Raw genomic sequence first — 14160 nt, forward strand, 5'->3', positions numbered from 1 at the left:
GCCCGCGCCGCCGGGTTCCCGGACGAGGACGCGTTCGTGCTGCCCGAGGCGTGGCGCGAGCACGTGCTGCCGCGCCGCCGGGGCGGGGTGCCGGTGCCGCTGCCCGCGGGCTGGCCGGTGCCGGGCCCAGACCGGACGGAGGCGCGGCCCGGAAGGCGACGCCGAGACACCAGCCCGTCCGCCGTTCACACTTCGCTGCCCGCTGCCCGCTGCCCGCTGCCCGCTGCCCGCTGCCCGCTGCCCGCCGTTCACCGCCCGCCGTTCACCGCCCGCCCGACTCCGTTCGTCCGAGGAGTGAGAAAGGGGCAGCGGAACGCGGTGCCCGGCCGCTATGGTTCCTGGCATGACCCTGCTGGTGAGCCGCCGCCATGTCGACCATGGCCTTGCCACCACGACGGGTTGTCGCCGCGTCGGCTGACGCGGCCCTTACCCCTTCCCTCCCGTAGAGGGCCGCTCACGCACTCCCGCCGAGCGGCCCCGCGCGCTTTCCCCGTCCCCGGTGCCGGCTGCCGTTCGGCGTTCCTTCCTTCCGCTGTCGTCGGAAGGATTCCGCCTCCCGGAACAGGACCCCGCCATGCGCACCCGACTGTTGTTCCCCGCCCTCGCCCTGGCCGCGGCGCTCGCCGCCACCGCCTTCGGGCCGCTGCCCCCGCAGAACCCGGCCACCGCTCCGAACGGCAACGCCGGGATGCACGGTGACTCCGCCTCCAGCGACACCACCCCGTACGCGGGACCCGGTACCGGCGCCGTCAACTGGAGCCGCACCGCGCTCGCCTCGGCCTGCCCCACCGTGACGGTCGGGCAGGACGGCTACCCGGTCGCGCTGTGCACCACGATCTTCGGCCAGACCCCGACCGTGCACCTGCTCGACCCCGCGAACGGCAACGACCTGGCCTCGCTGGAGCTCCCCAAGGGTGCCCTGTTCGGCGGCGTGTACGCCTACCTGGACCAGAACGACCGGCTGGTCGGCGTCGACGGCAACGACAACCTGCTGCGGATCGGCCACCACCGCGGCAGCAGCGGCTCCTGGCAGCTGACCGTCGACGAGAGCACCCCGCTGGCCGCCGCGATACCGTCCGGCGACAACATCGTCGGCCTCAGCCCCGGCTGGGACGGCAAGGTGTGGTTCGCCACCGGCGGCGGCGTCATCGGCACCGCCGACACCGCCACCGGCACGGTGCGCACCCTGGCCACCGGCGAGGGCGTCGCCAACAGCATCTCCACCGTCCCCGGCCACACCGCCGTCGCCACCGACCACGCCCTGTACCTGCTCGGCCAGGCCGCCGACGGCACCCCCGTCGTGCAGTGGCGCGCCCCCTACGACCGCGGTCCCGGCCGCAAGCCCGGCCAGCTCAGCTGGGGCACCGGCGCCACGCCCAGCTTCTTCGGGCCCGGCGACGGCACCGAGTACGTCACCATCACCGACAACGCCGCCCCGCACGAGAACCTGCTGGTCTACAAGGTCGACGCCGGGCCGGCCCCGGTCTGCAGCACGCCGGTGCTCACCAAGTGGGCCGCCAGCGGCACCGAGGACGCGGTGATCGCCTCCGGCCGCAGCGTGTTCGTCACCAACACCTACGGCTACCCGTACCCGGCGCTGCCCGAGGGCGCGCCCGCCAGCGTCCCGTCCTCGGCCTCCTTCCAGGGCGGCCTGGCCCGGATCGACCTGAACGCGACCGGCACCGGCTGCTCCACCGTGTGGGAGAGCGACGTCAAGTCGGCGGCGCTGCCCCGGCTCTCGCTCGGCGACAACCTGATCTACACCGTCACCGTCAGCGGCCCCACCGACTCGGTCGGCGCCCAGACCTTTGCCAGCTACGCGCACGCGGTGATCGACCCGGCCACCGGCGCCAAGGTCGCCGGCACCACCTTCGGCATCGGCCTGCTCTACAACCCGCTGCAGATGACCGGCACCACCGCGCCCAACGGCACCCTCTACCAGGGCACCGAGACCGGGGTGCTGCGGATCACCAAGAAGTAGGAACCGCGCGAAGGGCCCCGGGGGAACTTCCTCCGGGGCCCTTCGCACGCCCGTCCGGAAATTCCCCCGCCGCCGGGAAGGACGCCCTACCGGCCGGGAACGTCGGCTTCCTAGATTCCTCGTCGCGACAACCGGCCCTGGAAGAAACCGAGTTCCCGAGGGGGAGAGTGTGGCTGACCTAGAGGTGGGCGTACTGGCGATCGGCGCCGGACCGGCGAACCTGGCCCTCGCCGCCGCGATCGAGGAGAGCGGATCGGCCGAACTGGCCGAGCGCACCCTGCTGTTGGAGCAGGCCCCGGACATCAAGTGGCAGCGCGACCTGCTGATGCCCTGGGCCCGCAGCCAAGTGTCCTTCCTGAAGGACCTGGTGACCCTGCGCGACCCGCGCAGCCGCTTCTCGTTCCTGAACTTCCTGCACCAGCACGACCGGCTGGACCAGTTCATCAACCTGGGCACCTTCCACCCGCACCGCTGGGAGTTCTCCGACTACCTGCAGTGGGTGGCCCGTTCGCTGGAGAAGGTGCGGATCCGCTACGACGCGAAGGCCACCGCCACCGAGCCGCGCTACGACGCCGACGGCAAGCTGGTCGGCTGGCAGGTCACCCTCGCCGACGGCGACACCATCCGCTGCCGCGACCTGGTCGTCGGCGCCGGCCGCGACATGCACATCCCCGCGGTCTTCGCCGACCTGCCCGCCGAGAAGGTCATCCACAGCGCCCGCTTCCGCAGCCGGATCAGCGCCGTCGACAAGGACGCCCCGCTGCGCACCGTGGTGATCGGCGGCGCGCAGAGCGCCGCCGAGATGTTCATGGCGCTGTACGAGAACCTGCCGAACTCCACCGTCACCATGCTGGTCCGTTCGATCGGCCTGCAGAACTACCAGACCAGCAAGTTCGTCAACGAGCTGTTCTACCCGTCCTTCGTCGACGAGTTCTTCGACGCCCCCGCCGACACCCGCGCCCAGCTCCTCGACGAGATGCGGTTCACCAACTACGCCGCGCTCGCCCCGCCGTTCCTCGACGAGCTGTACATGCTGCTCTACCGCGAGAAGATGATCGGCACCGGCCGGGCCGAGGTCCGGGCGATGACCGAGGTGCTCGCCGCCCGCGAGGAGGACGGCGAGGTGGTCCTCGACCTGCGCGACCGGCGCACCGGCAAGGTCACCGAGCAGCGCTGCGACCTGGTCCTGCTCGGCACCGGCTACGACAGTCGGATGCCTTCCCTGGTGCGGCAGTTGACCGAGAAAGCCGGGCTGGCCGAGGTCACCGTCAGCCGTGACTACCGGGTCGACCTGGGCGCGGGCACCGACGCCGCGCTGTACCTGCAGGGCGTCAACGAGGCCACCCACGGCATCGCCGACTCGCTGATCAGCGTGCTCGCCCACCGGGCCCGCGACATCACCGGCGACCTGCTGGCCCGCCACGGCCTGGCCGATGCCGCCGATGCCGCCGATGCCGCCGCCCCCGCCGCTGCCGCCGCCCCCGCCGCCGCGGGTGGCCGCTGATGGCCGCGCTGCTGGTGATCGCCCCCGGCCCCACCGCCAACGGGGACCTGCACCTGGGCCACCTGGCCGGGCCGTTCCTGTCCGCCGACGTGTGCGCCCGCTACGCCCGCGCCACCGGCCGGGACACCCTGTTCGGCACCGGCGTCCACTTCACCCAGAACTACATCGTCACCACCGCCCGCCGGCTCGGCGAACAGCCCGAGGAGCTGCGGCAGCGCGCCGCCGAACAGGTCGAGGCCACCCTGGCCGCGGCCGGGATCGTCCCGGACGGCTTCGTCCGGTTCGACGAGCGCTACCTGAAGACCGTCCGCACCTTCTTCGAACGGCTTTACGGCGAAGGGCACTTGAGGCTGCGCAAGGTCGCCTTCCCGTACCTGCCCGGCACCGGCGAGTACCTCACCGACGCCTACGTCCGCGGCGGCTGCCCGGTCTGCCTGGCCGAGGGCTGCGCCGGGCTGTGCGAGAGCTGCGGCCACTGGATCGCCTCCGGCGAACTGATCGACCCGCGCTCCACCCGGCACCCCGAACTCCCGGTCGAACTGCGGGAGAAGGAGGTCCTGGTGCTGCCGCTGGAGGAGCACCGGACCGCCCTGGCCAGCTACTTCGCCCGGCTGGCCCCCACCATGCGGCCCCGACTCGCCCAGCTCGTCGAGGAGTTGATGGCCCGGCGGCTGCCCGACTACCCGATCACGCTGCCCATCGACTGGGGCATCCCCGCCCCGTTCGCCGAGACCCCCGGGCAGGTGCTGTACTCCGACACCGAGACCGTCGCCTGGAGCCTGCACGCCATCGCGCTGGCCGCCGAGGCCCGCGGCGAGGTCCCCGGCGACGAGGAACGGCACTGGGCGCTGGAGAACGGCCCCGAAGTCGCCTACTTCTTCGGCTCCGACGCCAGCTTCGCCTTCGCGCTGGCCGGCACCGCCATGCTGCTCGCCCTCGGCGGACTCGCCCTGCCCGCCCACTTCGTCACCAACGAGTTCTACGAGCTCGACAGCGACAAGTTCTCCACCAGCCGCGGCCACGTCGTCACCGGACGCCAGCTCACCGCCGAGGTCCCGCGCGACCTCGCCCGCTACTACCTGGCCGCCACCGGCCCCGACTTCCAGCGCACCAACTTCACCCGCGCCGCCATGGACCGGGTCTGCGGCCAGCGCCTGGTCGAACCCTGGAACCGGGTCGCCGCCAAGGCCGAGGCCCACCTCGGCCGCGGCCCGCTGCCGGTCGGCGCCCGCTCCCGGCACGCCGCCGCGCTGATCGCCGAACGCTTCGCCGCCGCCCTGCGCCCGCGCCGCTTCAGCCTCAGCGCCGCGGCCGCCACCCTCACCGAACAGCTCGGCCGGCTCGACCGCTGGGAGGTCACCGACGCCGACGCCGGCGACTTCTGGCACGAGCTCGACCTGTTCCTGCGCTGCGCCGCCCCGCTGCTGGTCGACCTCGCCGCCGAGGCCCTGCCCGACACCGCGATCCCCGCCGAGCACACCGCCACCACCGTCACCCCCCGCCCGCTGCCCCGGCTGGCGACCCGCGCCCGCGGCGGCGGGCGGTGAGCAGTGCCACCGGCCTCGCACCGGCCGCCCCCGCGACGGGCAGCGCCGCCGCGCACGTGGTGGTGGTCGGCGCGGGCGTCACCGGCCTGCTCGCCGCCGTCGCCTGCGCCCGGGCCGGGCACCGGGTCACCGTCCTGGAGCGCGGCCCGCTGCCCAACCCCGACGCCACCTCGCACGACCAGCACCGCGCCATCCGCACCCTGCTGCCCGGCGACCCCGACGGCACCGCCCGTCGGCTCGCCGCGCACCGCCACTGGCAGGACCTGGAGGCGCTGCTCGGCACCCCGCTGTACCGCCGGGTCGGCACCCTCACCGCCCACCCCGCCGAACGCCTCGACGAGCTGCTCGCCGAGGCCGACGGGGCGGGCGTCCCGGTGGACCTGCCGAGGCCGGACGCGCTCCCGCCGCTGGGACTGCCGCCCGGCACCGTCGGGGTGCGCGAACGCACCGGCGGCGTGCTGCTCGCCGACCGGGTGCTGCACGCCGCCACCCGCTGGCTGACCGCCCGGCCGGGCGTGGTGCTGCGCCCGCACAGCACCGTCCGCTCGGTGTTCACCGGCTCCGGCCGGATCGTGCTGGACACCGGCGAGGTGCTCCGCGGCGACCTCGCCCTGCTGGCCGGCGGCCCGTGGACCCGGCGGCTCGCCCTCGGCCCGGTCACCCTGTACCGGCAGACCATGCTCTACCTGCGCCGCCCCGACGGCGAGGACCGCTGGGACGACGCGCCCGCCGCGGGCGGCCTGGGCCGGGCGGGCCGCGGCTGGGTGCTGCCGCCCGGCGCCGGGACGCTGCTCAAGCTCAGCTCCGACACGGTGTGCCGCCCCGTCGCGGACACCGACAGCACCGGCGAGGACCAGCGGCCCCACCTGGACCGGCTGGCCGCCGAGGGCGTCCTGCCCGACCTGGAGCGCTACCGGGTGGCGGGCGTCCGGGTCTGCCACTACACCGCGGACACCGCCACCGGCGGCCCGCTGCTCACCCGGGTCTCCCCGGGCCTGTGGACCCGCACCGCCTGCGGCGGCAGCGGGTTCTCCACCGCTCCGCTGGTCGCGGAGCGCATCGCCGAAGCAGTGAAGGAGGCGGCATGACCGACGACGACGGGCCCCCGATCGGCGTCCTCGACACGCTCAGGGCCACCCCGACCACCGTCCGGTACCTGCTCGGCGGCGTCCTGGTCAACCAGCTCGGCGCGTTCGTCCAGACCTTCCTGGTGCTCTACCTGACGCACCGGGACCTGTCGGACGGCACCGCGGGCCTCGCGCTCGGCGCCTACAGCCTGGGCACCGTGTTCGGCACCCTGCTCGGCGGGGAGGCCACCCACCGGTTCGGGGCGCGCGCCACCATCGTCGCGGCGATGCTCGGCTCCGCGCCGCTGGTCGCCGTGCTGCCGCTGCTGGCCCGGCCGGGGCTGGTCCCGGCGCTGCTGGTGGCGATCGCGCTGGCCGGCCTGGCCGCGCAGGCGTACCGGCCCGCGGCCTCGGTGCTGCTCAGCGACCTGATGCCGGAGCGCTACCACGTGATGGCGTTCTCGATGATGCGGATCGCGCTGAACACCGGCGCCGCGCTCGCCCCGCTGATCGCCGCCGGGGTGATCCTGCTCGACTGGGACCTGCTGTTCTGGATCGACGGCGCCACCACCCTGGTGTACGCGCTGCTCGCCCACCGGCTGCTGCCCCGGCACGCGGTGCCCGAGCGGGCGCCGCGGACGAAGGCCGAACGCCGCTCGGACGGCCGGGCCGCGTACGCCGGGATGCTCCGCGACCGGGCGTACCTCGCCTACCTGGCCGCGGTGGTGCTCGGGACGGTCGCCTACGTGCAGTCCTCGATCTCGCTGCCGCTGGAGATCGTCCACGACGACTACCCGACCTGGCTGTACAGCGCGGTGCTCACCGCCTCCTCGCTGGTGCTGATCACCTGCGAGCTGAAGATCACCGCGTACATCACCCGGATCCCCACCCACCTGGCGGTCGGCGTCGGCCACCTGGTCAACTCGATCGGCCTCGCCGCCTACGGGCTGGCCGCGCACTCCGGGGCGTTCGTGCTGTTCGGCGCGGTGCTCGCGGTCAGCGGGCTGATGATCGCCGGGCCCAGCATGTTCGCCCACCCGGCCACCTTCCCGGACGGCTCGAAGGCCCGCTACCTGGCCACCATGCAGGCCGCGGCCGGCCTGGCCTCGGCGGTCGGACCGCTGTTCGGCGTGTGGGCCTGGACGCACCTGCACGCCGGGTTCTGGGTGCTGATGGCCGTGGTCAACGGCCTGGCCGGGGTGCTCGCGGTGTACGGCACCAGGCAGCGGGCGCAGCGGCGGACCGCCGCCGCGGCCGCCGCCGACCAGGACCCGGTGGGAGAGACGGTATGAGCGGCCCGTCGACCGGCCCGCGGCCGGTGCTGATCGTCGGCTACGTGGCCTTCGCGGTCGCGACCGTCGCGGCCTTCCAGGACGCCGACTCGGTGGTGTACGTCGAGGAACCGGACGTCGCCCGCAAGCGGAACCTCGCCGGGGCGGTCGAAGCCATCGGCTACGCCCGCGGGTTGATCGAGTGGGAGTACCACCTGCCCGGCCGCGCCGACGCCTTCTTCGCCGCCCACCCCGGGCTCGACCCGGTCGCGGTGATCCCCGCCGTCGAGTACGCGGTGCCGTTCGCGGCCCGGCTCGCCGAACGCTACGGGCTGCCCGGCGCGGGCCTGGGCGCCGCCCAACTGCTGCGCGACAAGCACCAGTTGCGGGTGGTCGCGGCCGCCGCCGGGATCGCCAACCCGGCCTCCGAGCCGGTCGCCGACGCCGCCGCGCTGACCGGCTTCCTGACCCGGCACCCCGGCCCGGCGGTGCTCAAGCCCGCCAACCGGCAGGCGTCCGTCGGCACCCTGGTGGTCGGCGGCCCCGACGAGGCCGAGGCCGCCTGGGCGTTCGGACAGGCCCAGGATGAGGGCGCGTTCGTCCCGGACCGGCCGATCACCCCCGTCATGCTGGCCGAACAGTACGTCTCCGGCCCGGAGTTCAGCGTCGAGATGCTGGTCGCCGACGGCCGCCCGGTGTTCGCCAACACCACCGGCAAACTGCTCTACCCCGGCCCGCACCCGATCGAGTCCGGGCACACCGTCCCGGCCGAACTGCCTCCGGAGACGCACGAGTTGCTGGCCACCGAGACCGAAAGGCTGGCCGCCGCGGTCGGTTTCGGCACCGGCGTGCTGCACTGCGAGTGGATCCTCGCCGACGGCGTCCCGGTCCTGGTCGAGTGCGCCGGACGGCTGCCCGGCGACTCCATCACCGACCTGATCGAGGCCGCCTACCCGGTCGACCTCACCCGCGCCTACTACGCGCTGATGCGCGGCGAGGACCCCGGCCCGCTGCCCGCCAAGGCCGAACGCGCCACCGCCGCCGCCTTCCTGGCCCCCGACCGGCCCGGCACCGTCACCGCCGTGCACGGCCTGGACGCCGCCCGCGCCGCCGAAGGCGTCCGGCTCGCCGCGATCGGCATCGCCCCCGGCCACCGCGCCGCCGGCCTGCGCAGCTCCTGGGACCGGGTCGGCATCGTCACCACCCTCGCCGACACCCCCGCCGAGGCCCGCCGGCTCGCCGACGCGGCCGCCGCGCTGGTCCGGTTCGACATCGCCCCCCGAGCAGCGGAGGAATCATGACCGAACAACGGGAAACGACGCCCGGCACCCTGCTGGTGATCGGCAGCGGACTCAAGGAGTACCGCGAGTACCTGGTCGGCCCGATGAGCCGCCGGGCCCGCGCCGCCGGCCTGGAGCTGCTGCTGGTCAACAACCTGCGGCCGACCTGGCAGCGCGAGTACTTCGACGAGATCGTGGTCGCCGACGTCTTCGACACCGCCACCATGAACGCCACCGTCCGGGAGATCGCCGCCCGCCGGAACATCGTCGGCCTGCTCTGCTGGGACGAGCCGCTGGTGCTGGACGCCGGCCTGCTGGCCGCCGAACTCGGCGTCCCCGGCCTGTCCGAACGCGGCGTGCGCGGCGTCCGCGACAAGGAGCGCACCCGCACCGTGCTCACCGCCGCCGGCCTGCGCCAGCCCGGCTTCGCGCTCACCACCGACCTCGCCGAGGCCCGCGCCGCCGCCGCCCGGATCGGCTACCCCGTGGTGCTCAAGCCGCGCGCCATGGGCGCCAGCATCGGCGTGGTCTTCGCCGCCGACGAGCGGGAGCTCGACGAGGCGTTCCGCACCGCGCTGTCCGCCAGCGAGGTCGACCCCGGCCCCTACCGGGCCAGCGTGATCGTCGAGGAGTACGCGGGCGGCCCGGAGATCAGCGTGGACGGCGCCGTCCACAAGGGCGAGTACCTGCCGCTGTTCCTGGCCCGCAAGTACAGCAGCGACGAGCCGTACTTCGAGGAGGTCGGCCACGTCGTCGACGCCGCCGACCCGCTGCTCGCCGATCCGGCCCTGCTGGCCCACCTGGCCGACGCGCACCGGGCGCTCGGCGTCGAGGACGGCATCACCCACACCGAGCTGCGGCTCACCCCGCGCGGCCCGCTGATCGTCGAGGTCAACGGGCGGCTCGGCGGCGACCTGATCCCGCTGCTCGGCCGGATCGCCACCGGGATCGAACCCGGCGAGGTGCTGTTCGACGTCGCCACCGGCCGCCGCCCGGAGATCGCCCCGACCCGCGCCGCGGTCGCCGGGATCCGCTTCGGCTGCCCCGAACAGGACTGCCGGCTGGAGGAGTTGACCCTCCCCGCGCCCGGCGACGCGCCCGGCCTGCTGCACGCCGCCCCGATGGCCCCGCCCGGCACCGTGCTGCGGCTGCCCCCCGGCGGCTACCTGGCCCGGCACTCCTTCGTGGTCTGCGAGGCCGACGGCGTCGCCGCCTGCGAGCAGCGGCTGGCCGCCGCCGCCGCGCTGGTGCGCACCGTCACCTCGGAGGTCGGGCCCGCCGACCCCGAGGCCCCGTTCGCGATGCCCGCCGGGCTGCTGGACGTGGACCGGTGAGCGCCGCGCGCTGGGCCGGGCCGCCCCAGGACGCCGCCGAGGTGCTGCGCCGGGCCAAGGAGATCGCCCCCGTGCTGCGGGAGAAGGCCCCGGAGATCGAGGCCAACCGCACGCTGCCCGCCGAGGTGGTCGAACTGCTGCGCGGCACCGGCGTGTTCCGGATGTGCTTCGCCCGCGAGTGGGGCGGCCCCGAACTCACCTCGGTCGAACAGCTGGAGGTCGTCGAGGCGCTGGCGCACGGCGACGCCTCGGCCGCCTGGTGCGCCGTGATCGGCGCCAACAGCGGGCTGCTCGCCAACTTCCTCCACCAGTCCGTGGTGAAGGACGTGTACCCGAGCCTGGACCTGATCACCGCGGGTGTGCTCGCCCCGGCCGGCCGGGCCGAACGGGTCCCCGGCGGCTTCCGGCTCAGCGGCCGCTGGTCGTTCGGCTCCGGGATCAGGCACAGCGACTGGGTCACCTCCGGCGCGTTCCTGTTCCAGGACGGCGAGCCCTGGGCCGAGCCCGGCAGCCCGCACGCGCACGACTCCCGGCAGTTCCTGGTGCCGCGCTCCGCCGTCGAGGTGGTCGAGGACTGGGACACCACCGGCCTGTGCGGGACCGGCAGTTGCGACTACACGATGACCGACGTGTTCGTCCCCGAGGAGCACACCTTCACCTTCTGGGAGGTCCGCGGCGCCCCCGGCCCGCTCGCCCAGCCGGACTCCTTCATGCGCGCCCTGTGCGGCGTCCCGCTCGGCGTGGCCCGGGCCGCGCTCGACCACGCCCGCGAGGTCGCCACCACCCGCTACGACCGGATGGCCGGCCGCAGCTGGGCCGACAGCTGGCGAGTGCAGACCGAACTCGCCAGCTGCGAGGCCGAGTTCAACGCCGCCCGGGAGGGCGCGTACGGCGCGGCACGCCGCCAGTGGGCGGTGCTGGCGGCCGGCGGCACCCTGGACGACCTCACCCCCACCGAGCGCGCCGCCTCCCCGCTCGCCTGGCTGCACGCCTTCCGGGCCTCCCGCGCCGTCGTCACCCGGCTCTACGACCTGCTGCAGACCTGGTCGATCAACCGCTCCTCGCCGATGGACCGCTGGCTGCGCGACACCGCGGTGATGTGCCAGAACCTGACCGCCCAGGACGCCGTGCTGGAGTCGGTCGGCGCCTACCTGCTCGGCAGCCCCCCGCTGTTCCGGATCAGCCTCGGCCTGGACCGCTGACCCGCCCGACCCCCGACGTAGAAGGAGAAGTGACCAGCATGACATCGGAAATCCTGCTCCGGGCAAGGGAGTTGGCGCCGGTCCTGCGGGAGCGGGCCCCGGAGATCGAGGCCAACCGCACGCTGCCCGCCGAGGTGGTCGAACTGCTGCGCGGCACCGGCGTGTTCGGCATGTGCTACGGCCCCGAGTGGGGCGGGCCCGGCCTGACCTCGATGGAGCAGACCGAGGTGGTGGAGGCCCTCGCGTACGGCGACGCCTCGGCCGCCTGGTGCGCCGTGATCGGCGCCAACACCGGCATCTACGCCAACTTCCTGGACCAGACGGTGGCCAAGGAGGTCTTTCCGCGCCTCGACCTGGTGGTGGCCGGCCTGCTCCAGCCCGCCGGCCGGGCCGAACGGGTCCCCGGCGGCTTCCGGCTCAGCGGCCGCTGGTCGTTCGGCTCCGGCGTCAAGCACGCCGACTGGGTCACCTCCGGCGCGTTCATCTACGAGGGCGGCCGGCCCTGGGCCGCCCCCGGCAGCAAGCACCGGCACGACTCCCGGCAGTTCCTGGTGCCCCGCGCACAGGTCGAGGTGATCGACAACTGGGACACCACCGGCCTGTGCGGCAGCGGCAGTTGCGACTACACCATGGACGGCGTGTTCGTCCCCGAGGAGCACACCTACACCTTCGCCACCCCGCAGGGCCGCCCCGGCCCGCTCGCCCAGCCGGACTCCTTCACCCGGGCGATGTGCGGCGTCCCGCTCGGCGTGGCCCGGGCCGCGCTCGACCACGCCCGCGAGGTCGCCACCACCCGCTACGACCGGATGGCCGGCCGCAGCTGGGCCGACAGCTGGCGGGTGCAGACCGAACTCGCCCGCTTGGAAGGCGAGTTCAACGCCGTCCGGGAGGGCGTGTACGGCGCGATGCGCCGCCAGTGGGCGGTGCTGGCGGCCGGCGGCACCCTGGACGACCTCACCCCCACCGAGCGGGTCGCCTCCCCGCTGTCCTGGCTGCACGCCTTCCGCAGCTCCCGGACGATCGTCGCCCGCACCTACGACCTGCTGCAGACCTGGTCGATCAACCGCTCCTCGCCGATGGACCGCTGGCTGCGCGACACCACCGTCCTCGCCCAGCACCTGGTCGCCCAGGACCGCATCCTGCAGTCCGCCGGGGCCTACCTGCTGGGCTCCGAGCCCGAGTTCGGCATCAGCCTCGGCCTGGTCTGACCCCGCGAACCCCGAACCCCGAGGGAGAGAACCCCGATGAGCAGACTCGTCCTGCTGGTCAACCCGAACAAGGTGCATCCGCCGATCGCCCCGTACGCCCTCGACGTGCTCACCACCGCGCTGGAGGACGACGGATTCGAGGTGGAGGTGCTCGACCTGACCTTCCGCCGCGAGGACTGGAAGGCGTGCCTGCACGAGTACTTCGCCGAACGCTCCCCGATGCTGGTCGGGGTGACCGTCCGCAACACCGACACCGTGTACGCCTTCGAGCAGCGCCCGTTCGTCGGTGAGCACCGGGAGATCATCACCGAGATCCGGCGGCTCACCGACGCGCCCGTGGTCGGTGGCGGGATCGGCTTCTCCACCATGCCGTTCGCGCTGGTCGAGTACTTCGGCATCGACTACGGCGTGAAGGGCCCCGGTGAGAAGATCCTCTGCGAACTGGCCGCCGCGATCGCCGAGGGCCGCGACACCGCGGGCATCCCCGGCCTGATCCGCAACACCGACCGGGGCGCCGTCCGGGTGCCGCCCGCGGTGCTCACCGTCCGCCACGGTCAGACCCAACTCGCCGAGGCCACAGGCCAGTTCGAGCCCCGGGTGTGGCAGGTCGACCGGCTCTCGGTGTACCGGCGGCGCTCCGGTCTGCCGCACCGGGTCGACAACCTGGAGTACTACCGGCGCGGCGGCCTCGGCTCCATCCTGACCAAGAACGGCTGCGCCTACCGCTGCTCGCACTGCGTCGAGCCCGACGCCAAGGGCACCCGCTACGGGCAGCGCGAACTCGCCTCGGTGGTCGACGAGATGGAGTCGCTGGCGGCCCAGGGCATCCTGGACCAGCACACCACCGACAGCGAGTTCAACCTCTCGATCGCGCACGCCAAGAACCTGCTGCGGGAGATCGTCCGCCGCCGGCACGCCGACCCGGCCAACCCGCTGAACGACCTGCGGCTCTGGGTCTACTGCCAACCCAGCCCGTTCGACGAGGAGTTCGCCGACCTGCTGGCCGAGGCCGGCTGCCGGGGCGTCAACGTCGGCAGCGACCACATCCGCCCCGAGGTGCTCAGCGGCTGGAAGGTCACCGAGAAGGGCGGCACCTACTACACCTTCGCCGACACCGAGCGGCTGGTCCGGCTCTGCCACGAACGCGGCATCCTCACCATGGTCGAGGCGCTGTTCGGCATGCCGGGGGAGACCCCCGAGACGGTCCGCGCCTGCGTGGACGCCTTCATGGCGCTGGACGCCACCGTCACCGGCTTCTCGCTCGGCCTGCGGCTGTTCCCGTACACCCCGATGGGCATCGACCTCGCCGAGCGCTGCGCGGGCGTGCGCACCGTCCCCGGCCTGCAGTCCAACACCGCCGACGGCCCGATCGTGCTCAAGCCGCTGCGGATGTGCTCCTCCCCGGCCGAGTACGAGCGGCAGTTCATGTTCGACGAGCACGGCAACTTCCGGCTGGTCTGCTACTTCTCGCCCGACCTGCTGCCCGACCCGGCCCGCGCCGCCGACCCGGCCGAGCGCTGGCACGGCGCCGTCACCGACCTGTGGGCGCTGATCGACCCGGCCGACCACCACCGGGTCATGCTGCCGACCGTCGAGGGCATGAGCGAGCACGACAACAACTACGCCGACAACCCGTTCCTCACCAGCCTGGGCGGCCTCGGCTACACCGGCGCGTTCTGGTCGCACTGGCGCGGCCGCGAGGAGATCATGCGCAAGGCCCGGGAGACGTCCGCCCAATCCTCACATCTGCCAACTCCTGCATGACA

General features: G+C 73.9%; 10 protein-coding genes. All 10 read left to right on the forward strand.

The annotated features are described in order from the left end of the window. Positions 1-574: 574 nt before the first annotated feature. The gene (locus ACWEO5_RS11265; RefSeq protein ID WP_452162166.1) at positions 575-1981 is read left to right on the forward strand and encodes a hypothetical protein; all 1407 of its coding nucleotides are present in this window, start codon (positions 575-577) and stop codon (positions 1979-1981) included. Positions 1982-2150: 169 nt separating this feature from the next. Next, on the forward strand, positions 2151-3485 hold the full coding sequence (locus ACWEO5_RS11270) for a SidA/IucD/PvdA family monooxygenase (RefSeq protein ID WP_452162167.1): 1335 nt from the start codon (positions 2151-2153) through the stop codon (positions 3483-3485). Next, entirely contained in the window at positions 3485-5032 is a 1548-nt protein-coding gene (locus tag ACWEO5_RS11275) for a class I tRNA ligase family protein (RefSeq protein WP_452162168.1), read from the forward strand. The genes ACWEO5_RS11270 and ACWEO5_RS11275 overlap by 1 nt, the downstream gene beginning before the upstream one ends. Beyond that, positions 5029-6120 (forward strand): NAD(P)/FAD-dependent oxidoreductase, encoded by a 1092-nt coding sequence (locus ACWEO5_RS11280; RefSeq protein ID WP_452162169.1) that lies wholly within the window; start codon positions 5029-5031, stop codon positions 6118-6120. The genes ACWEO5_RS11275 and ACWEO5_RS11280 overlap by 4 nt, the downstream gene beginning before the upstream one ends. Next, on the forward strand, positions 6117-7391 hold the full coding sequence (locus ACWEO5_RS11285; protein ID WP_452162170.1) for an MFS transporter: 1275 nt from the start codon (positions 6117-6119) through the stop codon (positions 7389-7391). The genes ACWEO5_RS11280 and ACWEO5_RS11285 overlap by 4 nt, the downstream gene beginning before the upstream one ends. Then, on the forward strand, positions 7388-8671 hold the full coding sequence (locus tag ACWEO5_RS11290) for an ATP-grasp domain-containing protein (protein ID WP_452162171.1): 1284 nt from the start codon (positions 7388-7390) through the stop codon (positions 8669-8671). Before ACWEO5_RS11285 ends, ACWEO5_RS11290 begins: the two co-directional genes overlap by 4 nt. Then, positions 8668-9984 (forward strand): ATP-grasp domain-containing protein, encoded by a 1317-nt coding sequence (locus tag ACWEO5_RS11295; protein WP_452162172.1) that lies wholly within the window; start codon positions 8668-8670, stop codon positions 9982-9984. The genes ACWEO5_RS11290 and ACWEO5_RS11295 overlap by 4 nt, the downstream gene beginning before the upstream one ends. Next, the gene (locus ACWEO5_RS11300; RefSeq protein ID WP_452162173.1) at positions 9981-11186 is read left to right on the forward strand and encodes an acyl-CoA dehydrogenase family protein; all 1206 of its coding nucleotides are present in this window, start codon (positions 9981-9983) and stop codon (positions 11184-11186) included. The genes ACWEO5_RS11295 and ACWEO5_RS11300 overlap by 4 nt, the downstream gene beginning before the upstream one ends. Before the next feature lie 38 nt (positions 11187-11224). Continuing rightward, the gene (locus ACWEO5_RS11305; RefSeq protein WP_452162174.1) at positions 11225-12394 is read left to right on the forward strand and encodes an acyl-CoA dehydrogenase family protein; all 1170 of its coding nucleotides are present in this window, start codon (positions 11225-11227) and stop codon (positions 12392-12394) included. A gap of 36 nt (positions 12395-12430) precedes the next feature. Then, on the forward strand, positions 12431-14158 hold the full coding sequence (tsrT, locus tag ACWEO5_RS11310; RefSeq protein ID WP_452162175.1) for a tryptophan 2-C-methyltransferase: 1728 nt from the start codon (positions 12431-12433) through the stop codon (positions 14156-14158). The last annotated feature ends 2 nt before the right edge of the window (positions 14159-14160 follow it).

It is taken from the genome of Kitasatospora sp. NPDC004272 (genome assembly GCF_053603035.1).